Annotated in this window: 16 protein-coding genes, 3 pseudogenes and 2 other annotated features; of the genes and pseudogenes, 11 read left to right on the top strand and 8 right to left on the bottom strand. The window is 35.1% G+C overall.

From position 1 onward, the window contains the following. Genes NHG49_RS15270 through NHG49_RS15260 form a run of 3 tightly spaced genes read right to left on the bottom strand, consistent with a single transcriptional unit; the run spans nucleotide 1 to nucleotide 2,888 of the window. Nucleotides 1-363, bottom strand: a complete 363-nt coding sequence (locus NHG49_RS15270) for a cupin domain-containing protein (RefSeq protein WP_064475623.1) — start codon at nucleotides 361-363, stop codon at nucleotides 1-3. Nucleotides 364-393: 30 nt separating this feature from the next. Next, nucleotides 394-1,956 carry an autoinducer-2 kinase gene (gene lsrK, locus NHG49_RS15265; protein ID WP_258126206.1) on the bottom strand — a complete coding sequence of 521 codons (1,563 nt, stop codon included), beginning with the start codon at nucleotides 1,954-1,956 and terminating at the stop codon, nucleotides 394-396. Further along, nucleotides 1,956-2,888 (bottom strand): sugar-binding transcriptional regulator, encoded by a 933-nt coding sequence (locus NHG49_RS15260; protein WP_098102484.1) that lies wholly within the window; start codon nucleotides 2,886-2,888, stop codon nucleotides 1,956-1,958. Before NHG49_RS15260 ends, lsrK begins: the two co-directional genes overlap by 1 nt. Before the next feature lie 196 nt (nucleotides 2,889-3,084). Here NHG49_RS15260 and NHG49_RS15255 point away from each other — a divergent pair, with 196 nt between their 5' ends. The 4 genes and pseudogenes from NHG49_RS15255 to lsrB all read left to right on the top strand — a co-directional run bounded on the left by NHG49_RS15255 (nucleotide 3,085) and on the right by lsrB (nucleotide 7,542). Next, the gene (locus NHG49_RS15255) at nucleotides 3,085-4,566 is read left to right on the top strand and encodes a sugar ABC transporter ATP-binding protein (protein WP_258126205.1); all 1,482 of its coding nucleotides are present in this window, start codon (nucleotides 3,085-3,087) and stop codon (nucleotides 4,564-4,566) included. Beyond that, a complete protein-coding gene (locus NHG49_RS15250; protein WP_258126204.1) occupies nucleotides 4,563-5,516 on the top strand; it encodes an ABC transporter permease subunit in 954 nt (317 codons plus the stop codon). Before NHG49_RS15255 ends, NHG49_RS15250 begins: the two co-directional genes overlap by 4 nt. After that, nucleotides 5,513-6,502 carry an ABC transporter permease gene (locus NHG49_RS15245; protein WP_064475618.1) on the top strand — a complete coding sequence of 330 codons (990 nt, stop codon included), beginning with the start codon at nucleotides 5,513-5,515 and terminating at the stop codon, nucleotides 6,500-6,502. Before NHG49_RS15250 ends, NHG49_RS15245 begins: the two co-directional genes overlap by 4 nt. Further along, a pseudogene (gene lsrB, locus NHG49_RS15240) lies at nucleotides 6,499-7,542 on the top strand (autoinducer 2 ABC transporter substrate-binding protein LsrB). The gene NHG49_RS15245 and the pseudogene lsrB overlap by 4 nt, the downstream one beginning before the upstream one ends. Before the next feature lie 46 nt (nucleotides 7,543-7,588). Here lsrB and NHG49_RS15235 read toward each other — a convergent pair. Then, nucleotides 7,589-9,091: a malate:quinone oxidoreductase gene (locus tag NHG49_RS15235; RefSeq protein ID WP_064475616.1), complete on the bottom strand. Its 1,503-nt coding sequence runs from the start codon at nucleotides 9,089-9,091 to the stop codon at nucleotides 7,589-7,591. Nucleotides 9,092-9,516: 425 nt separating this feature from the next. On the opposite strand from NHG49_RS15235, the gene NHG49_RS15230 reads away from it, so the two are divergent. Then, the gene (locus NHG49_RS15230) at nucleotides 9,517-10,518 is read left to right on the top strand and encodes a DUF2332 domain-containing protein (protein WP_255449884.1); all 1,002 of its coding nucleotides are present in this window, start codon (nucleotides 9,517-9,519) and stop codon (nucleotides 10,516-10,518) included. 8 nt (nucleotides 10,519-10,526) lie between these two features. Here the strand turns inward: NHG49_RS15230 and NHG49_RS15225 are convergent. Further along, nucleotides 10,527-10,811, bottom strand: a pseudogene (locus NHG49_RS15225) (hypothetical protein); the annotation flags it as partial. 280 nt (nucleotides 10,812-11,091) lie between these two features. Further along, entirely contained in the window at nucleotides 11,092-11,577 is a 486-nt protein-coding gene (locus NHG49_RS15220) for a GNAT family N-acetyltransferase (protein ID WP_258126203.1), read from the bottom strand. Nucleotides 11,578-11,757: 180 nt separating this feature from the next. Between NHG49_RS15220 and NHG49_RS15215 the strand changes: the two genes are divergently transcribed. After that, nucleotides 11,758-12,249 (top strand): hypothetical protein, encoded by a 492-nt coding sequence (locus NHG49_RS15215; protein ID WP_001067769.1) that lies wholly within the window; start codon nucleotides 11,758-11,760, stop codon nucleotides 12,247-12,249. A gap of 212 nt (nucleotides 12,250-12,461) precedes the next feature. Continuing rightward, nucleotides 12,462-13,946: a cell wall-binding protein EntB gene (entB, locus tag NHG49_RS15210; protein WP_258126202.1), complete on the top strand. Its 1,485-nt coding sequence runs from the start codon at nucleotides 12,462-12,464 to the stop codon at nucleotides 13,944-13,946. A 108-nt stretch (nucleotides 13,947-14,054) separates the two neighbouring features. On the opposite strand, the gene NHG49_RS15205 is transcribed toward entB, so the two are convergent. Then, the gene (locus tag NHG49_RS15205; protein WP_258126201.1) at nucleotides 14,055-14,579 is read right to left on the bottom strand and encodes a kinase; all 525 of its coding nucleotides are present in this window, start codon (nucleotides 14,577-14,579) and stop codon (nucleotides 14,055-14,057) included. 100 nt (nucleotides 14,580-14,679) lie between these two features. Between NHG49_RS15205 and NHG49_RS15200 the strand changes: the two genes are divergently transcribed. The 3 genes and pseudogenes from NHG49_RS15200 to NHG49_RS15190 all read left to right on the top strand — a co-directional run bounded on the left by NHG49_RS15200 (nucleotide 14,680) and on the right by NHG49_RS15190 (nucleotide 16,078). Continuing rightward, nucleotides 14,680-14,985 carry a YfzA family protein gene (locus tag NHG49_RS15200; RefSeq protein ID WP_098101506.1) on the top strand — a complete coding sequence of 102 codons (306 nt, stop codon included), beginning with the start codon at nucleotides 14,680-14,682 and terminating at the stop codon, nucleotides 14,983-14,985. A 13-nt stretch (nucleotides 14,986-14,998) separates the two neighbouring features. Next, nucleotides 14,999-15,532 (top strand): annotated as a pseudogene (locus tag NHG49_RS15195) (GNAT family N-acetyltransferase); the annotation flags it as partial. 15 nt (nucleotides 15,533-15,547) lie between these two features. Next, a complete protein-coding gene (locus NHG49_RS15190) occupies nucleotides 15,548-16,078 on the top strand; it encodes a cysteine hydrolase family protein (protein ID WP_064475973.1) in 531 nt (176 codons plus the stop codon). Nucleotides 16,079-16,201: 123 nt separating this feature from the next. On the opposite strand, the gene NHG49_RS15185 is transcribed toward NHG49_RS15190, so the two are convergent. Next, nucleotides 16,202-16,648: a YndM family protein gene (locus NHG49_RS15185; protein WP_064475611.1), complete on the bottom strand. Its 447-nt coding sequence runs from the start codon at nucleotides 16,646-16,648 to the stop codon at nucleotides 16,202-16,204. A 180-nt stretch (nucleotides 16,649-16,828) separates the two neighbouring features. Here NHG49_RS15185 and NHG49_RS15180 point away from each other — a divergent pair, with 180 nt between their 5' ends. Then, nucleotides 16,829-20,308, top strand: coding sequence for a DUF4020 domain-containing protein (locus NHG49_RS15180; RefSeq protein WP_181004175.1), 3,480 nt, complete (start codon nucleotides 16,829-16,831; stop codon nucleotides 20,306-20,308). Between the two features lie 107 nt (nucleotides 20,309-20,415). Further along, nucleotides 20,416-20,652, top strand: a binding site (T-box leader). A gap of 54 nt (nucleotides 20,653-20,706) precedes the next feature. Further along, nucleotides 20,707-20,942 (top strand) — a binding site (T-box leader). The last annotated feature ends 128 nt before the right edge of the window (nucleotides 20,943-21,070 follow it).

The raw sequence follows: 21,070 nt of genomic DNA, 5'->3' as shown, positions 1-21,070 counted from the left end.
TCACTCCTTCGTTAATGTTGGATTTTCCGTTTGTACCGTATCTTTATTTGGTAAATGTGGTGACTTTATAAAAACTGCTTTAAAAGGTTTATCAGAATGGTTAATAAGATAGTGAGATTCATGAGGACGAACTTGCAATACATCGCCTTGTTTAATCGGAACTCTTTCGTTATTCACATAGAAATCAATTTCACCTTCTAATGCATAAAAGACTTCCTCGCACGTCGTATGAAAGTGATTTTGAAACTCCTGCCCAGGCTGAATGACAACAAGGCCAAGATCAATATTCGGACCTTGTATTAAATATTTCGGCCCGTTATCACCGAAGCGATAGGAGAAATCATTTTCATTCACTTTTAACATACATTTCACTCCTTTATGTAATGTAATCTGTTACAGTGCACCAGGCGCAATCCACATATGTGAGGTGAGCCCTATATCAGCTAAAGCAAGCTGACTGTCATATACAGTTTTCCATGTTTCATAGAACTCTTTATATAGTTCGTGATTTTCAGTAATTGGTTCGAATATGTGCTCCCACTGTACAAACTGTTCGGCAGTTTCTGCCATAGATGAATATATGCAAGCACCAACTCCGGCAGCAATCGCAGTTCCTAAAGCAGCTGCTTCTTTTACAACTGGTACTTTTACTGGGATACCGAGTACGTCTGATAGAATTTGTGGCCATAGTTTTCCTTTAGCGGCACCGCCAGCAAACACGACTTCAGAAGGGAATGTCCCTGTGAGATTTTCTATTAATTTTAAGTTACCAAGTGTAACGAAGGCAGCATTTTCCTCAATAGCACGGAACAGTTCTTTTTTGCCGCATTTGTCAGCGTCTAAACTTAAATTTAAAAAAGAAGGTGCGGCATGACGCCAAGAAATATAGTTCATAACGTTTGAAAAAGTAGGGATAATGCCATGTGAACCGACAGGTACGTCTTTCGCTTGTTCTTCTAATAATTCATAAGCATCTACACCAAGTTTGTCAGCAAGTTTCTTTTCCTCTTGGCAAAAAGCGTCTCGAAACCATCGCATAACAAGGCCTGGGAAAAAGGCAATCGTTTCATATTGCCATAGGTTAGGTGCGACGTGACAATTTACCCGAATCGCAGCATATGGATCCGTTATTGGTTCTGTAACATTCACTTCTTGCTGCCAAAAACTGCCTCCGCATACTAACGTTTGATAAGGTTTCACGACTCCTGTTCCAAGTGATGCCATTTGTGCATCTCCGCCCCCGGCGACGACAGGAATTCCTTCACGTAATCCAGTTAATGCTGCACACTCTTTTGTGACGGTGCCAATTACTGTACCAGCTTCATTTACTGTTGGTGAAAATGGTAAAGCTAGACCGCATTCTTTAGCGACATCGTTATCCCACACTCTATTTTGTAAGTTAAAAATACCGGACGTACAACCGTTTGAGGGGTCGATTTGCAGTACGCCGCTTAATTTATATAAAATCCAATCGTTTAACATCGTAAAAGAATGAATATTGCTATAGACGTCTGGTTCATGTTTTTTAATCCAAAGTAGGCGAGGTAAAGCACCTAATGAAAAAGTTTGCCCAGATCTTGTATATAAATCTTCTTCCAGATGTGACCGAATTTCTTTTAGTTCACTAACTTCAGCAGATGCGCGCCCATCAACATTTGCACAAGCCCATATTTCTTGCCCACCTTTATCATATAAAACAAAACCTTCTCGCATACTAGTAGCGCTAATAGCTTGAATAGAAGAGGGAGAGACATTACTTCTTTGTAAAACTTCTTTCGTACATTGTTGTACAAGGTGCCAGTTTTCTTTTACATCAAAATTCATAGAGCCTGGATAACGAGGATCCGTTTTATGAACCCATTCTTTTTGACTGACCGCAATTTGATTACCTAGTAAATCAAAAAGAACAGCTCGAATGCTTCCTGTACCAGCATCGAAAGCTAATAAATGAGACATTAACACTCACCATCCTTTCGTAATAAGGAGAGGGCAGTTTCCTCATCGGTAATTAATGTATGAATAAATCTCCCCTTTAAAGCTCCGTAAATGGCGTCTATTTTTTCTGTACCACCAGCAACACCAACGACATGCTTCATTTTGCGAAGGATAGAGAGTGGCGTACCAATTAGGCGGTTGTGATGCGGAAGATGTAATAAATCACCATTCGTATTATAAAACTGTCCTAAAATATCACCAGCGCCGTGTTGGCTACGAATATATGTCATTTCACGTAGCGTTAATTTTTCTTCTTTTACAATCGTAGCGTCTTGAGATAATCCTCCAATACCAACAATAGCTGTATGAGCAAGTGAAGCGACATGAAGCATATCTTTGACACTCGGTTCTGATAGAATACTTTGTGCCATTTCGGTTGTAGATGCTAGAAACGGTGTAGGGATAATATGAAGATCGCCTTGCATGTAGTGTAAATAGTTTTGTTTTCTCGGGAGATAGTGATTTACTCCGCCTGTTAGCGTTACGATTGAAAGATTAATGGAAGTTTCAAAATGAATGTTTTCTAGCATTTTGCTAATTGTTTCACCCCATCCAATGCCGAGTAAATCGCCTTGTTGGAGCTGAGTTTCTAAATACTGTGCAGCAGCTTTTCCGAGAGAAGCGTGATAATTGTCTATTGGAGTAGGGATAATGAAAGCATCTTTTAAATGGAATTTTTTCATTAAGTCACGTTCAATACTTAAACAGTGAAAACCAGTCCCTTTTACGTGAAATGTAACGATACCTTCACTGCGCGCCTTATCTAATAACCGGACGACTTTATTTCTTGAAATATGAAGAAGTGAAGCGATCTCCTGTTGTGTTAATTGATCTTTATAATAGTACCAAGCTACTTTCGTTAATAAATTCTCTTCAAAGTTCAGCTGTGTCATACTCTTCATCCCTTTCAACAATTGACCACTGCTTAAACATATGTGCCGTATATTTTGTTTATTCCAGTTGAAACGATGAATAGTCTGGTGAAAAAAGTGTTCTAGATATGAAAAAAGGAATATACAATGCTACAAAACAAGTAGAACAAATAATCATTTTCTCAAAAATGTTCTGTATAAAGGCAGGTGACATCATGTGGAGAAAGTGCCCTTATTACAAGTAAAAAAAATGAGTAAGTCGTTTTCAAATCAACTTGTACTAAAAGAAGTGAATTTACAAGTAGAGTGTGGAGATATATACGCTTTAGTTGGGGGAAATGGTGCTGGAAAATCAACATTAATGAAAATATTAACGGGTTTATATTCGTATGATAGTGGAGAAATGTATGTAAAAGGAATGAGGAAACAGTTTTCAAATCCATCAGAAGCACACCGAAATAGTATGTATTTAATACCACAAGAACCGCTCATTTTCCCGCATATGACCATTGAAGAAAATATATGTATCGGACTAAAAGGAAAGAAAAAGGAATTAAAAGTAAAAATCAAGCAATTGATTAACAGTTTAGGATGGGGGATTGATCTTAAAGAACTAGGGGGATCACTATCCGTTGCGCAGCAACAATTAGTAGAAATCGTTAGGGGATTAATAAGAGAAGCCGAGATTCTGATTTTAGATGAGCCAACATCGACATTAACAACTCACGAAATGAAGAATCTTTTTGTGCTGATGAAAAGTTTGCAAGAAAAAGGAATTGGGATGATATATATTACGCATCGCTTTCCAGAAATCTTTGAAATTGCTAATAAAGTGGCGATATTACGAGATGGAATGATTGTAAGCCAAGGGGATGTATGTGACTATACATATGACATGTTGATGGAGGGATTATTGCCAAAAGGGTATAAACAAGAAGAGAAAAGAGAAATAGTGCGAAAGTCAAAAGAAACGAAAAAAATATTAGAAGTAACTGATGTAACGAGTCATGCATTCGAAAACATTTCATTCACTGTACATACTGGTGAGATTGTAGGTATTGCTGGCATTGTTGGATCAGGTAGAACTGAATTAGCAGAAGCGATTTTTGGATTGAAATCTATAAAATCAGGTTCTATTTTATTAGAAGGAAAATCAATTGATTCATACTCTTTGCATAAAAGACTAAGCGAAGGACTAGTTTATGTGCCAGAGGATAGAGCAAGAAATGGTATTTTTTCAATTGCATCGGTTAAAGAAAATATGACTGCAGCAAGTTTACATCAAAATAGTCGTTTTTTCATTAACCAAGAAAAAGAAAGCGCTTTAGTGAAGTCGTATATAGAACAGTTTCGAATTGTTGCACGAAGTATGGATGAAGTACTAGCATCTTTATCAGGAGGTAATCAGCAAAAAATCGTGCTTGCAAAATATCTTGCGTGTAATCCGAAAATTATTATTCTTGATGAACCGACTCGCGGAATTGATGCGAAAGCAAGGCTTGAAGTATATGAAACGATAGAAAAAATGAAAAGGGAAGGACTCGCAATATTATTAATCTCTTCAGATATTGAAGAAATTGTTCAATTAGTAAACCGTGTATATGTAATGCGAAATGGACAATTTGTTTCTCATCTGGAGAAAGAACAAATAAATGTAGAAGAAGTTACACGTCTAGCATATGGAGGTGTAACGGAATGAAACGTATGTATAAAATGCACGAAACCTCTATCATACTGTTATTACTAATTTACATTGCCATTGTCGGAATGATAAATCCAAGTTTCGTTCAGCTTAACTCGTTATCTTTAATGATGAAATCAAGCGTTATTTTAGTCGTGCTAGCAATTGGCCAATCGTTCGTCTTATTTACGAAAAATATAGACGTATCAGTTGGTTCAATTATGGGATTAAGCGCAGCGGTTTGCGGGATGTTGTTATCGGATGGATATAATGCATTCTTGTCTATTACAGCTGTTATTTTACTTGGAGCTATTATCGGGTTCGCAAACGGGATTGGCGTTGCAAAGTTTCGGGTACCAGCTATTATCATGACATTAGGTATGTTAGGGGTCATTAGAGGTGCGATGTTAATTTTCACAGGCGGAAAGTGGATTGAAGATATACCAAACGATTTTAAGCAACTGTCATCTATCGTCATACTTGGTTTGCCGATAATTGTATGGGTTGTTCTTATTATTTTACTACTACTATACTTTTTTTTAAGGAAAGTGCCATTCGGAAGATACTTTTATGCGGTAGGTGATAATGAAGATGGCGCGAGACTCATTGGTATACCTGTTAATAAAGTAAAAATATATGCGTTTATTATATCGGGTATAAGCGCTGCACTCGCTGGTTGCATATTTGTTATGAATATCGGGTTCGTTCCAAATCAAACAGGAACAGGGATAGAATTACAGGTTATCGCAGCAGCGGTACTTGGAGGAATTCATTTAAAAGGAGGAACGGGTTCTATAGTTGGAGCTGCATTAGGAGCTTTATTTTTAGAGGTGATAAGTAGTTCACTCGTCTTTTTAAAAATACCAGCATTTTGGAATAATGCTATTTCAGGTTTTTTATTATTACTAATCGTCATATTAGATAGTGTTATGAAAAAGTGGAAGGCAGAAAGGAGGATGAATCTATGAAGTATTTATACAGATGGGAAGGTGTTCTAATTGTATTACTTCTTATAGAATTCATTCTCTTTAGTTTTGTAAGTAGTGATTTCTTAAATATTAGTAATCTCCTTTTTAGTACAAATGATTTCCTATTTATAGCGATCGCGGCGATACCAATGACTTTCGTTATTGTAACAGGAGGAATTGACGTATCGGTTGGCTCAATAATGGGGCTTACTTCAATCTTGATCGGTGTGCTTTGGATGAACGGAATACCTATTTTGTTTGCTGTCATAATAGCCCTAATAATTAGTTGCTTAGCAGGAGCTTTAAACGGAATCATTATAAAAAGGACAGATGTAGAGCCACTTGTCGTTACACTCGGAACGATGTTTTTATACGGCGGAATTGCACTCGTTATTTCAGGAGGGGCAGGTACTTCTGGATATGAAGGGATAAGTGGTATACCTGAAGCATTTGTACAACTGGCAAATGGTAGTTTTATAGGGATACCGAATTTATTATGGATACTAATCGTATTAACAGTTTTATGTACTTTATTATTTCACCGAACTGTATATGGGCGCCACGTAAAATTAACAGGAGCGAACGAAAACGCAGCAAAATACACCGGGATCAAAACGAAAAAAGTAGTTATCATCGCTTACATACTTTCCGGATTAGGAGGTGGATTAGGTGGCACCTTCTTAACTGCATATTTCGGTTCCGCACGTGCAGATATGGGGAGTGAAACGATTTTACCAATTATTACAGCAGTCTTATTAGGCGGGACACTTATTACAGGGGGAAAAGGAAGCATTATCGGTACCGTACTGGCGAGTATTTTTATAGGGGTAATGCAGTATGGCTTGCAAATGACGGGTTTAACAAATGAACAATCCAACGTAGTAATTGGTATTATTCTTATTCTTTCAGTAATTATGAGACATTTCAAATTACATCAATTCACACCGTGGAAAAGAAAGAACTTGCATAAGGGGGAAATGTCATGAAGAGAAAACTAGGGATTGTATTCATTGTATGCATTTGTTTAATCGGTTTAATAGCTTGTTCTAGCCAAACGGCAGATAAGAAAAAAGCAGATGATGTGAAATTTGCATTCATTCCGAAACTAACTGGAGTTGGCTTCTTTACATCGGGCGGTGAAGGAGCAAAAGAGATGGGAGATAAGCTAGGCGTACAAGTGAAATATGATGGGCCGTCTGAAGCAAGCGTATCAGGCCAAGTGAAATATATAAACAATTTTATTAACCAAAACTATGATGCACTTATGGTCTCTTCTACTTCAGTAGATGGACTATCACAATCACTGCAACGTGCTAAGGAAAAAGGGATGACGGTGTTAACATGGGACTCAGATGTGAATCCGAAAGACCGTTCATTTTATATAAGCCAAGGTACACCAGACCAACTTGCTAATTTATTAATTGAAATGACTTCCAAACAAATTGGTGATAAAGGAAAAGTAGCATTCTTTTATTCTAGCCCGACTGTAACGGATCAAAACCAATGGGTAACGAAAGCGAAAGAAATTATTAAAAAGAAATATCCAAACTGGGAAATTGTAACGACGCAGTACGGTGAAAATAATGCGCAAAAATCTTTATCAGTAGGGGAAAACATATTAAAAACGTATCCTGATATTAATGCGGTTATTTGCCCAGATGCAACAGCACTTCCGGCAATGGCACAAGCAGCTGAAAACTTAAAAATGGATAAAAAAGTAGCCGTAACTGGCTTCTCTACACCAAACGTTATGCGTGATTACGTAAAACGAGGAACGGTACAACAATTTGGATTATAGGATGTAAAACAGCAAGGCGCACTCGCTACGTATGTTGCAAATGAAATCGTTGTAAAAGGGAAGAAGTTAAAAGTAGGGGATAGCTTTGAAGTAAAAGGAATCGGAACAGTGAAAGTAGAGCCAAATTCAATCCAAGGTTATGATTATGAAGCAGAAGGAAATGGAATTATTGTATTGCCAGAACGAGTTGTATTTACGAAAGAGAATATTGATAAATATAATTTTTAGTAACAAAAAAACGTCCGAATATATCGGACGTTTTTTAATTTCTTCTTTAATTATGAACCGTTTCTTTTTCATTTAATCCAAGCGTACGACCAGTAGAAGTGTGAAGGTCTTGGAACAATCTTGGATTTTCAGTTAGTGAAATGCCGTAAGAAGGGATCATTTCTTTTATTTTTCCTTCCCATTCTACCATACGGCTTGGGAAACATTTTTCTAATACTTCAAGCATGACGTGAACAGCAGTAGAAGCACCTGGTGAAGCGCCTAGTAATGCAGCGATTGAACCGTCAGCTGCACTTACAACTTCTGTACCGAATTGAAGTGTGCCTTTACCGCCAGCATCAGTGTCTTTAATTACTTGCACACGTTGCCCAGCAACTACAATATCCCAGTCATCACTTTTCGCGTTCGGAATGAATTCGCGTAATTCTTCCATACGTTTTTCGTGCGATAACATAACTTGCTGAATTAAGTATTTTGTTAGTCCCATTTCTTTTACACCAGCTGCTAACATCGTTAAGACGTTATTTGGTTTTACAGAGCCAATTAAGTCAAGGTTTGAGCCAGTTTTTAAGAACTTAGGAGAGAACCCTGCGAACGGTCCAAATAGTAAAGCTTTTTTATTGTCTATATATCTCGTATCAAGGTGAGGAACAGACATTGGCGGAGCGCCAACCTTAGCTTTACCGTATACTTTTGCATGATGTTGCTCTACAACTTTTTGGTTTTTACATACCATAAATAGTCCGCTTACTGGGAATCCACCGATATGTTTTGATTCAGGAATGCCAGTCTTTTGAAGTAGAGGTAGACTACCACCACCGCCGCCGATAAAGACGAATTTTGCAGTATGATGCTCAATTTTACCACTATTCATATCGTGTACTTTCACTTCCCACAAACCATTCTTCGTACGTTTAATATTTTCGACACTATGTTTGTAGTTTAGCTCGACATTTTTCGTTTGTAAGTAATCAAACAACATACGAGTTAATGCACCGAAGTTAACGTCTGTTCCAGAGTCAATCTTCGTTGCAGCCATTGGTTCGTTAGGTGTACGTCCTTCCATAATGAGTGGAAGCCATTTTTTTAATGTTTCAGGAGCATCGGAAAATTCCATTCCTTGAAACAGTGGATTTTTTGAAAGCGCTTCAAAACGGTTTTTTAGAAACTCAACATTTTTTTCGCCTTGTACTAAACTCATATGAGGTAGAGGCATAATAAAATCTTGTGGATTACGAATTAATTTGCTTTTTACAAGATATGCCCAAAATTGTCTTGAAAGCTGGAATTGCTCATTCACTTTTACAGCCTTACTAATATCTATAGATCCGTCAGATTTTTCGGAAGTATAGTTCAGTTCGCATAGCGCAGAATGCCCTGTACCTGCATTATTCCATTCATTAGAGCTTTCTTCCCCGGCACTTGCGAGTTTTTCAAAAACTTTAATTTCCCATTCAGGTGCTAATTCTTTTAGTAATGAGCCTAACGTTGCACTCATAATTCCTGCACCAATTAAGATAACGTCTGTTTTTTGCTGCATGTTGCTCATGATAATCTCTCCATCCCCTATATTGGCAAAAAAGAGTAGGTGTTTTTTTATCTAAGCCGTAAATTGAAAACACCGCCTAGGCCCCACCTAGGTGTATACCTTTTTTGTCTCAATTATATAACCATCTCATACTCTATTATAATAATTAATAGACTAAAATATCTAGTGTTATCTGATAATTTTAAACTATTTAACGTTTTATTCGCCAAAAATCTTATTTAACAAGCTCTTTTAAGGTGATAAATAGAAAAAAATCACAGTTCGAAATTATCTCGAAAAAGCTTACGTATCGTATAATGGGTAGAAAGGATACCTTATTATGGAATTTTATCCCCTAATAATAGTATGATTATTCTGTGAAATAAAAAGGAGTGATACCAATGCGTACACAAGAACAAATCGCAAACTTATTTTGAAATTTTTCAATAAAGGAATGTAAAGGGTCAAGTGACTTATATGAATACTTATCAATAAAAATTGCTGAAGATGAGGAAGTACTAACACTATCTTCCTATGCTCAAGCAGGTCAACCAGTCCCAAACTTACTATTAGGAGCCGTACATTATTTATTACTAACAGGGAAAGAACATCATGTAAAAACGTATTATAGTAGCTTAGTTGAAAATGCTAATACGGATTTAGATCAAGCTTTTGATCATTTTAAAGATTTCTGTAAAACGTACCGAGAAGAAATCATTACTTTGTTACAAACAAAACTTGTTCAAACGAATGAAGTAAGGCGATGTGCGTACTTATACCCAAGTTTCTGTTACATATTTAATAAAGTGAAAAAGCCATTAGCGTTAATTGAAATTGGGACAAGTTCTGGATTACAACTGTTCTGGGACCAATATAGCTATTCGTACGGAACAGATGAAACATACGGAAATATAAATTCAAATGTACATGTAACTTCTGAAATAAGAGGGGAAAATGCGCCTCATTTTCTAAAAGACAGTCCAACTGTCGTTGAAAGAATCGGACTAGACTTACATGTAAATGATTTACATAGTGATGAAGATTATTTATGGCCACGTGCACTCATTTGGCCAGAACATAAAGAAAGACTTGAAATGTTTGACCAAGCAGCATCTTTAGTGAAAAATGAATCTGTCCAATTGATAGAAGGAGACGGTGTGGAGCTATTGCCATCTATTATTGAACAAATAAGTGATGATGCTGTAATCTGTATTTTCCATACACACGTCGCAAATCAAATACCTGAACAAGTAAAACATAAATTAGAAAAACAAGTGCAAGAAATCGGCGCAAAACGTGATGTATTCCACCTTTATAACAACATGTGGGATCGTGACCTTCATATTGATTATTATATTAACGGTAACGAATATCGTGAAACGGTTGGGGAAACAGAAGGGCATGGGAGATGGTTTAGTTGGAAGCTTGGGAAGGAAACGTTTTGTTAAAGTGATTTTTTTTGTCTTCTTATCTCAAATATTCTCTTATATTCTTCTTCCTCAGAATAATCCTCAAATTCATCTTCATTTAATGGGTATCTTTTTTGAGGTTTATTAAATAAACACCATTTTGATTCGATATTAATATATAATTGTCCGTCATACTCAACAGGGTCGTGAAAGTTTGTGAAATGAATCTTTATAGCGCCTGGAGAAATTCCAAATTGTAATCCATCAACTTGTGATCCGATGAAGAGATTTTTTAACGCTTTTTCAGCGTGACATTTATCCTCTTTATTCATTTTTGAAATTCACCTCTTTTTTTAATATATATTATATTCTTATTGTAATAAATAAATTTTTATGTAAAATGAACTTTTTGCAGAAAACGGGCGAATATAGTGTGAAAGATTATGAGAGGAGAATGTAATTTTGGATGAAGTACAATTAAGAGAATGGCTGTATAAATGGTAGTATGTTCTCTAAAAAAGAGCTTGAGAAAGTTTTACTTTCGATGATTGAATAGGACGTAATATGTAAAGAGATGCTACTTTTAGTTTAAGAGTAGCATTTCTTATTTTGTTAAATATATGTACTAAAAATCTCCCCAGGCAATCCATCAATCTCACAAACTTTCTCAGATGTAAAACCGACATTTAGTAAAATTTTTCGAGAGGGGATGTTATTTGGATCGATAATTGCTTTTAGAACGATTACATCTGTCTGTTTCGCAATATGCATTAATTCTTTTGCGATTGGACTACCATATCTTTTTCCCCAGTGCTCTGGCAAAATCATATATCCAATTTCAGCTTCTTTAACATTATCCTGGTTTACCGTAACATGTCCAAGACCAATATATTCATTTGTAATAGAATCATATACTTTATAAGAGCCGAATAGTTGATGGGTTTCATTGCACTTTAACAGCTTTGTAAAGTCATTTTTTGCTTCATCTAACGGAATAGCGCGTTCGGTAATTTGCGCCATTACTTCTTCATTTGAAACGAGCTGGAAATATAAATTGAAATCTGTTGGTTCAAATTTATTAAAATATAGTTTCTTCATAATAACTCCTCCAAACTAATTTTTAATGTTCTTCAGAAAAGTTTAATGACACGTAAATCATAATTTCAATTATAAAAGATTATTAAAGGTAATTATTAATTTTTGGTTAGTAACGTACATACAATGTGTAATTAAGTGCGTGCACTATGGAGTGAATGCAGAAAAGGGTGAATGAAGCATATGAATCCATTTGAGCAAATGATGTACGTTGGTGTCATTATGTCTATTGTACTATCCGTAATGATTTTAGGATCTTTATATTATAATCCCCGTCTTTCTTTAACTGAATATCCGAAAGATATTCAAAAGGTAGTTTTTCCAAAATCGATTTATGAAAAGAAGCAAACAATCTACTTTAATATTGCATATAATGCTATTCTTTTCGGTACGCCTGTCGTTTCTACATATATACTACATAAACATGAAAAATTATTATATGTTGATGCCTATTTACATACTTTTGGTATTTTAATGATTTTCAATTTAGTAGATTTGTTTATAATTGATTGGCTAATCTTTTGCTGGATTACCCCGAGATTTGTTGTTATTCCTAGTACAGAAGGGATGAAGGGTTATAAAGATTATAAGTTTCATTTAAGAGGGGCTATAGTCGGAACAAAATTTTTAGCAATTGTAAGTTTATTTTTGGCGGGAATTGCGACAACTATTTAGTATGAAGAAGGGTATGAAGAGTTTATAAAAGATGAGGAGATTGATAATGTATAGAATTAGAATTGAGAATTTGATACTATTGAAGTAGGAAGTTTTAAAAACAGTATATTAAGCGGTATTAATATACTGTTGCAAATGTTTTGATACACTGTGGAATTTCCTGATTTTATGGAAATATTTCATAGAATACAAAAAACGTAATGGAGGCTAATATGAAAAAAGTAATTGGCGCAGCAACAGCAACTGTTTTGGGATTGGGGGCTTTTACCACAACGGCTATCGCAGAAACGATCGTAACAGCAGATGTACTCAACGTACGTGAAAAACCGACTACGGAATCAAAAGTTGTCGAAAAAGTAAAGGAGGGACAAGAGTTAAAAGTAATAAATACCGAAGATGGCTGGTCAAAAATTGATTTAAACGGTAAAGAGGTGTTTGTAAGTTCAGAGTTTACAAAAGATGTGTATCATGTAACAGCGAATTTGTTAAATGTCCGTTCTGATTCAAATACAGAATCAGAAATCCTTGGCAGATTGAAAAAAGATGATGTCATTGAATCAACGCATCAAGTGAAAGACGGATGGCTGCAATTTGAGTATAAAGGAAAAACAGCCTATATAAATGTTTCTTTCCTATCAAGTACAGCACCAGTTGAAAAAAAAGCTGAAGAGAAAATGAAGCAAGTAGCGAAAGTACAAAAAACGGTTAAAGCTAAAGAAGAAGTTAAAACACAAAAGATAGTAAAGCCTAAGGAAGAAGAGAAAGTACAAGAAGTAGTAAAGCCTAAGGAAGAAGAGAAAGTACAAGAAGTAGTAAAGCCTAAGGAAGAAGAGAAAGTACAAGAAGTAGTAAAGCCTAAGGAAGAAGTGAAAGTACAAGAAGTAGTAAAGCCTAAGGAAGAAGAGAAAGCCCAAGAAATAGCGAAGGCTAAAGAAGAAGAGAAAGCCCAAGAAATAGCGAAGGCTAAGGAAGAAGAGAAAGCCCAAGAAATAGCGAAGGCTAAGGAAGAAGAGAAAGCCCAAGAAATAGCGAAGGCTAAGGAAGAAGAGAAAGCCCAAGAAATAGCGAAGGCTAAAGAAGAAGAGAAAGCCCAAGAAATAGCGAAGGCTAAGGAAGAAGCAAAAGCCCAAGAAATAGCGAAGGCTAAGGAAGAAGAGAAAGCCCAAGAAATAGCGAAGGCTAAAGAAGAAGAGAAAGCCCAAGAAATAGCGAAGGCTAAGGAAGAAGAGAAAGCCCAAGAAATAGCGAAGGCTAAAGAAGAAGAGAAAGCCCAAGAGATAGCAAGGGCTAAGGAAGAGGCAAAAGCAAGAGAAATAGCCAAGGCTAAGGAAGAAGCGAAAGCAAGAGAAGTAGCAAAAGCAAAAGAAGAGTCTAAAAATAACACGCAGGCTGCTAAGCGTGAATTAACGGTAGTAGCGACTGCATATACTGCGGATCCAAGTGAAAATGGTACATATGGTGGACGCGTTTTAACTGCGATGGGGCATGATTTAACGGCTAATCCGAATATGAGAATTATCGCAGTAGATCCGAAAGTAATCCCATTAGGATCTAAAGTATGGGTAGAAGGTTATGGCGAAGCAATTGCTGGTGATACTGGAAGTGCTATTAAAGGAAATCGTATTGATGTTTTAATGGGTTCAAAAAGTAAAGCTATGAATTGGGGAAGACAAACTGTTAAAGTTAAAATTCTTTAATCGATATAGTTATCTAGATAGAAGTCAGTTCTCTTAATTGAGACTGGCTTTTATTTTTGTGAAAGTAAAATACAAAGTGCATAAAGAAAATAAGACTAACAGATTATGTTAGTCTTGTTTTTTGATTGCAACATCAGTAAGAATCGCATCAAATATATCTTTTTGCGTGAAGTTATCTGTAAAAATAGTTTCTCTAGTAACTTCAATTGTATCGTGCGGATTATACCATTTTTGTAGGGAATCCTCACCAAATTCATGCCGTTTGTCCCTTGTAGTATGTCGTCGAATCGTTTCTTTTAACGATAAATCAAAGTAATATGTATAGACGTTTCCTTCAAAAAAATGTATTAATTCTTTCAACATTTCACCGTATCTACGACTGTTTAAAATGCCTTCTAAAATAACAAATTCACATTTTCCTTTTCCGTATTTTGTAATTTCAAATAGTAAATCATGTGATAAATTACCCATCGTATCATGTAACCTAAGCATATCTCTACGTACAACATCTTGTGATACTAAAAGTGTACCTTTTCCGAAATGTTCTTGTAGTTGCTTTGCGATTGTTGTTTTACCACTTGCGGAGTTTCCTCTAAGAATGATTAATGTTGATTTAAGGATAGGATTAGACATAATGTATTCCCCCAGCACGAATGATTATATAGAAAATTTTAACAAATAAACCGTGAAAAGTGTATAATTAATAGGATGGAAGTAAAAAGGTGGGAGCTAGATGGAACATAAATTAAATAAGGCGCAGCCGATTTTGAAACGGACATGGTTTCGCTATCTAGGGGCATTTATTATTGTTCAATTGTTGTTTATTATTTGTGAGGTTACTGGATGGGCACCAAATTTTAAACCAAGTGGGGAATTTTTAAGTAGAATTTTACATTCCAAATTTTTTACGGAATGGTTCACTCCATATGAAATCCCTCATTTTAATTTGTTTACTGCTCTTTTTATGATTACATTGTTACCATACGTACTAATAGGTGCAATGAAAGATTTTAAAAAAAGAAAAAATATAAATAATTAAAAAGAGGTACTATATGCTATTTCAAAAAGATAATATATCGATTAGATACGTAATAGAAGAGGATGCACCAATCATTTCAAAATGGTTAACAGACCCAAAAGTTCTACAGTATTACGAAGGGCGAGATAATCCGCAATCTGTAGAAATGGTACTGGATCATTTTATACATAATCCAAATAGTCATGAAAAAAGATGCTTAATAGAGTTTGATGATATGCCAATCGGTTATATTCAAATGTATCCAGTTGATTCTGAGTGGAAAACATTATATGGCTATGAAGAATCACAAAATGTATGGGGAATGGATCAATTTATCGGAGAACCGAATTATTGGGGAAAAGGAATTGGAACGAAACTCGTTCAGGCAGCAATTACTTATATTATGGAGAACACGGGAGCAGAAGCAATCGCGATGGATCCGAAAGTAAATAATGGACGTGCGATAAAATGTTATGAAAAATGCGGCTTTAAAAAAGTGAAGATATTAAAGGAACATGAGCTGCATGAGGGGAAATTAGAAGATTGTTGGATGATAGAATACAAACAAAGGGAGCTGCGCGAAATGAAAAAAGCTTTAATAGTAATTGATGTGCAAGCAGGTATGTATACAGCAGGAATGCCAGTACATAATGGGGAAAAGTTTTTAGAAATATTGCAAGAGCTTATTGGGGAATGTCGTTCAAATGATATTCCAGTTATTTTTGTACAGCATAACGGGCCAAAAGATCATCCGTTAGAAAAAGGTACAGCTGGTTGGAAAGTGCATGAGGTAATTGCCCCGCAAGAAGGGGACAGTATCATTGAAAAGACGACGCCAGATTCATTCTATAAGACGAACTTAAATGAAGTATTACAAGAAAAAGGCATTGAACACGTTATTATTTCAGGAATGCAAACAGAGTACTGTGTGGATACGACAACGCGAAGAGCGTTTAGTGAAGGGTATAAAGTAACGTTAGTGAGTGATGCACATAGTACGTTTCATACAGACGTGTTACGTGCGGAAGACATTGTAAAGCATCATAATGTAGTGTTTGGAGCGTTTGCTAATGTTGTTGCGTTAAAAGATTTGAAAGTGACTGCCTCTAAATAAGAGGCAGTTTTTTATTATAAGAACGATATCTTGAAAACATCGTTCTTATAATTTCACGTACCATAATGAATACATAAAAAAGGAGCACCACATAATTAAAAAGGGCGCTCCTGCATCAAAATGTCATTTCTTCTTCTTATTCTTATCTTTATCCAATATATTCTGCTCTTCAGCAAATTCCGTACCATATGCAAAGCGGCGATTAATATGAATGTTATCATTTTGGTGCCTTGTGTGTGAGTTAGAAAAGCGATGAACGATTACTTCAGATAATGTAAAGACAGTAGCGGAAAGGAAACTACCCCATGCAATTTGCATGTAATTGTCTAATAAAATATTACCGAAAATCCATACGCTTAAATACGTTAGTAAGAAATCCGACATAATGGCACCGGTATTGCCTATTCGGTTTAATATGATTTTATCGACGAACATATAGGATACGATTGTAACAAAGAGACTAAATGAAATAATTTGGACGAACGTTGCAGGGAAAAATAAAGCGAGTCCGATACTAAATGCGATAATGCACGATATAAACTTAATAAGAACTACAGTAAAACCATTCAATATTTACACCTCCGATTTATACATAGTTTTACAATAAATTTAGGAGTTCATACATTGTAACAAATATATTTACATAAAACTTTTTCACGTTCGATTTTTGTCTAAATATTAAAAAAACAAAGAAAAAATGTTATAGTAAAATGAGAGTATATGACATTTTTAGGTAAGGGGGAATCCATGATGTGGATTACTTCAGAAGTAGAAATTCCAGAGGAGTTAATTGATCATCTTGAACAAGGAAAGTTAGTACTATTTGTTGGAGCGGGAGTTTCTATGAAAGGGAAATCAAACTTACCGAATTTTGATGATCTAGTTGATGAGATTGCGAAAACGTTATATGTAGAAACGCGTGAAATAACAGAACCTCATGATTATTATCTTGGTAAAATTGCGAAAACAAAAGATATACATCAAGTTGCAAGAGATTTAGTTCATATTGAAAAATCAAAGCCGAATCCGCTTCATTATGCGATTCCGAGATTGTTTCCTTTAGATACGGAAGTCCGCATTGTAACGACAAATTTTGATCGGCATTTTACAACTGCGATGAAAGAAATGAATAGAGAATTTAACGTATATTACGCACCTGCGTTACCTACAGGTAGAGCGTTTAAAGGACTCGCTTACATACATGGCAATATAGAACAAGAGAAAGAAGCATTAATATTAACAGATGGTGATTTTGGAAGGGCTTACTTGACGGAAGGATGGGCAAGAAGATTTTTAGTTGATTTATTCTCGAATTATACCGTTTTATTCGTTGGATATAGCCATAATGACCCAGTAATGAAATATTTAGCAACTGGTTTACCACCAAGTACAAGGCGTTATGCATTTGTTGCGCAAGGGGAAAATACGTACCATTGGGAGCATTTAGGAATACGGCCGATTGTATACCCGAATAAAGGTAATAATCATCAATCTCTTGTTAAAGCAGTGAAGCGATGGGCGGAATTAATGGGAGATAATTATATTACAAAACGAATGCGGATTCGTGACATAGTAACAGTTCCACCGTCAGTAGAGCAGGAACAATTATCATACATAAAACAATCCATAAAAAAAATTGAAACAGTCCGCTACTTTGTTGAATTTGCTCATGATTATGAATGGGTGGAATGGCTTGAAGCAGAAGGGAAATTACAAAATTTATTTTTAGTTACATCAAACGATAATGAGGTAGATGAATTACTTGCAGAATGGTTGGTGGAACAATTTCTTTTTAGTCATCAAAAAGAATTATTTCAATTAATTTTTAAAAATCATTCTAAACTATCACCGTTATTATGGAGAACAATTTGTAGCTACTTAAACGAAACGAAAATTAAAATGGACCCGTTGTTGTTTGCAAGATGGACACTTCTTTTACTAGAAACAGCTGAAAAAGATAGTAAATCAATTGAAAAAATTTCTTACTTACTCCAAAAATGTTCTTTTCCTGAGCATAAAGAGATTGCTTTATTATTACTAACGTTTATTTTGGATGGAAAGCTTAAGTTAAAGCGGGAGAGAAAATGGGGAAATGATACACAAGAATCAATAGAACTTGAGGAATCGAGTCGTTTACCAGTGTCTACATTTTCTTATGTGGAGCAAATTTGGAATGAGAAGATGAAACCTCATATTTCCTATTACGCCGTACCAATTATGACGATGGGAATAGAGAAGATGCGAATGTTATCACTACGACAAACGGCACTGAAAAAAAAGGATAAGGAAAATGTTGAAAAAGAGTTTCAGCAAAATGATCTTGCATTTTTAATTCAAATTGTAAAAGAGTGTTTAGCCTATTTGTGTGAAAATAATGAAAAAAAAGCAAATTATTATATTACAGAAATGATAGAAGCAAACAGCATGCTTCAGAACCGAATTGCAATTGATGCGATGAATAAAAATATATTCGTTAGTGCCGATGCCAAAATGAAATGGTTGTTACAGGAAGGACTTCTTTTAGATGTCACGTATAAACACGAAGTTTTTCAACTTATAAAAAATTATTTCGCACTCTCTTTAGAAAAAACAAAGGAAGAGGTTATTCAAATTGTATTGAAGGACCTTGCAGAGGAGAGAGCATTTGATGCTTGTTTAGTTTTAGATTTATTATTCACTTGTGATTCGAATAGTCCATCTACAGCAAAAGGTTATGAGTTAATGCAGCAAAAACATCCTCACTTTCATTCTGATCGATATAGTGTACAAAAGAAAGAGACGGTAGATCAAAGTATTACTTGTAATGTAACTGCTGATGGATTATTGCAGTTGAAAGACGATGAAATTATGAAGCAAGTTCGTCAATTTTCTCAAGATGGTGTTTTTGAACAACGCCATTTTTTAGAGATGTTATCGAAAGCATGTAAGTTGAATACAGAATGGAGTATTTCATTTGCCTATCAATTAGTTGGTATGCACGAAATAAGTAATGAAGTATGGTTTGTTTGTATTAGAGAGTGGCGAAATAACCGAGGATTGACAAATGAACAAATCCAAAAAGTAATTCCGCTATTACAGAAATTTGTTAGAAATACTGCTTTTCATTGGTTAATTAGTAGCTTTCTATATGAAATTAGTAATCGATTAGAAGAGTTAGAGGAAACTAGTATACGCAGTGTGAAACGTTTTGCTTTTTCGGTATTCCCTCAAGTAATGAAAAGTGATACAGATTTTAAGCTTGGAAAACAAGACTTTTACAATGAATCCATCCAGCATCCTGTTGGGAAAATGACAGCTGTATTATTAAAATTGTTATCATATGATCATTTATACGATCGTAATGTATATGAATATTTATTTTTATTTGAAGAACAAGTAAGAGTTAGTAAAGAACGGACAAATTTTATGTTAGCTCGTTTAGTAGCAGATATTACATTTCTTTATCATATTGAGAAGCAATGGTGCCGAAAATATTTGTTACCGTGCTTAGATTTAAAGAAAGAAAATGAGATTACGAAATATGCATGGGCAGGCTTATGTTACACGCAAATCAATTTACCTTTATTTACAGAAATGAAACGATTTATTAAGTATGCAGTAGAACATTTGGAAGTATTACATCCGCATACGAGGGAATCTTTCTTGAAATGGCTCAGTTTTGTATTTATTAAATGTGTACTGTATTGGGAGCAAAAAACAGATTGGTTATACCCGTTACTTATACAAGAAAATGAAGAAAATAAAATTAAATTTATGCAGTTTTTATGCTATTACGTAAAAACGCTAAGTGCAAAAGAACAACAAAAATTTTGGGCATCTTGGCTCAGTGTATTTTTGCGGGAGCGACCGAAAATGGGTGAAATCACAGCTAGAGAATATGTAATGCTTTTGCGTATTATTTTATTTATGGATGAAATAGTAGAAAGAGGATTATCTATAATAAAAACATTTTCAGATGTGCTTGGAAAAGGGAATCAAACGGAGTTAAAACAGTTGTTTAATGAAATACTTGAAAAGACAGAGAGTATAAAAATGTATAAAGAATTGTATGCAAATGTATTTTTCACTTTACTACAAACGCTTCAGGAAGCTGATTTACTTGAAACTGAAATTATTCAAATAAAAGAAATATTAATCCAGTATGGAGTAGAAAAATATGTATTAAATGCAATAGATAATGAGATAATTCGCATCGGAATTGTTATGGAGAATTTACAAGAAGAAATGTAGGACGGAAGTGGAATTTTAAAAAAAATATAAAAAGTTGTTGACAGTGTTTTGAAAAGCGTTCTATAATACGAATCATACTTATTCAATTTCAAAAACATTTGAATAAACAAAGTGCAATGAAGAGATCACAGTAGTGGTTAGTCTTACTGTAACAGAGAGCTGGTGGTTGGTGTGAACCAGTACAGGGATAATCATGAATTACAGTCTTGGAGCATCTTTTTCGTAGTAAAGATAGTATTGTCTTTATGAAGAAAAAGCGGTCAATTGATCGTTAACAGTGAAGAGAGGTAGACGGAAAGTTAGTCTACAACTAGGGTGGTACCGCGATAAATATCGTCCCTACTGATTTATTCAGTAGGGACTTTTTGTATATTAGTGGTCCAACTTGAAAATTAAATATATATGCGTTGAAAGGAAAAGCAGTAGTTGTTGTTTCCCTGTAACAGAGAGCTGGTGGTTGGTGTGAACCAGTACAAAAACAAGAGCGAATTACAGTCCTAGAGCATCTTTTTCGTAATAAAGATAGTATTGTCTTTATGAAGGGAAAGACGGTCAGATGATCGTTAACAATGAAGAGAGGTAGACGAAAGAAGTCTACAACTAGGGTGGTACCGCGATAAATATCGTCCCTACTGATTGGATCAGTAGGGATTTTTTGTACAAAAAAGTGGGTTTTTATCTAGTCGATAGTGTCCTTATAGTAAATATTCGTTTAAAATAAGAAGAGGTATCGATTCCACTTAAAATTTGTATAATTTATCA

The organism is Bacillus sp. IBL03825 (assembly GCF_024712505.1).
Lineage (GTDB): Bacteria > Bacillota > Bacilli > Bacillales > Bacillaceae_G > Bacillus_A > Bacillus_A wiedmannii.
The sequence above is the reverse complement of the archived record's forward strand: the minus strand, read 5'-3'. Positions and strand labels throughout refer to the sequence as shown.

Bases quoted from the DNA above. Each gene is read 5' to 3' on its own strand.
- NHG49_RS15270 (WP_064475623.1), bottom strand. From the start codon at position 363: ATGTTAAAAGTGAATGAAAATGATTTCTCCTATCGCTTCGGTGATAAC.
- lsrK (WP_258126206.1), bottom strand. From the start codon at position 1,956: ATGTCTCATTTATTAGCTTTCGATGCTGGTACAGGAAGCATTCGAGCT.
- NHG49_RS15260 (WP_098102484.1), bottom strand. From the start codon at position 2,888: ATGACACAGCTGAACTTTGAAGAGAATTTATTAACGAAAGTAGCTTGG.
- NHG49_RS15250 (WP_258126204.1), top strand. From the start codon at position 4,563: ATGAAACGTATGTATAAAATGCACGAAACCTCTATCATACTGTTATTA.
- NHG49_RS15245 (WP_064475618.1), top strand. From the start codon at position 5,513: ATGAAGTATTTATACAGATGGGAAGGTGTTCTAATTGTATTACTTCTT.
- NHG49_RS15235 (WP_064475616.1), bottom strand. From the start codon at position 9,091: ATGAGCAACATGCAGCAAAAAACAGACGTTATCTTAATTGGTGCAGGA.
- NHG49_RS15220 (WP_258126203.1), bottom strand. From the start codon at position 11,577: ATGAAGAAACTATATTTTAATAAATTTGAACCAACAGATTTCAATTTA.
- NHG49_RS15215 (WP_001067769.1), top strand. From the start codon at position 11,758: ATGAATCCATTTGAGCAAATGATGTACGTTGGTGTCATTATGTCTATT.
- entB (WP_258126202.1), top strand. From the start codon at position 12,462: ATGAAAAAAGTAATTGGCGCAGCAACAGCAACTGTTTTGGGATTGGGG.
- NHG49_RS15205 (WP_258126201.1), bottom strand. From the start codon at position 14,579: ATGTCTAATCCTATCCTTAAATCAACATTAATCATTCTTAGAGGAAAC.
- NHG49_RS15200 (WP_098101506.1), top strand. From the start codon at position 14,680: ATGGAACATAAATTAAATAAGGCGCAGCCGATTTTGAAACGGACATGG.
- NHG49_RS15190 (WP_064475973.1), top strand. From the start codon at position 15,548: ATGAAAAAAGCTTTAATAGTAATTGATGTGCAAGCAGGTATGTATACA.
- NHG49_RS15180 (WP_181004175.1), top strand. From the start codon at position 16,829: ATGTGGATTACTTCAGAAGTAGAAATTCCAGAGGAGTTAATTGATCAT.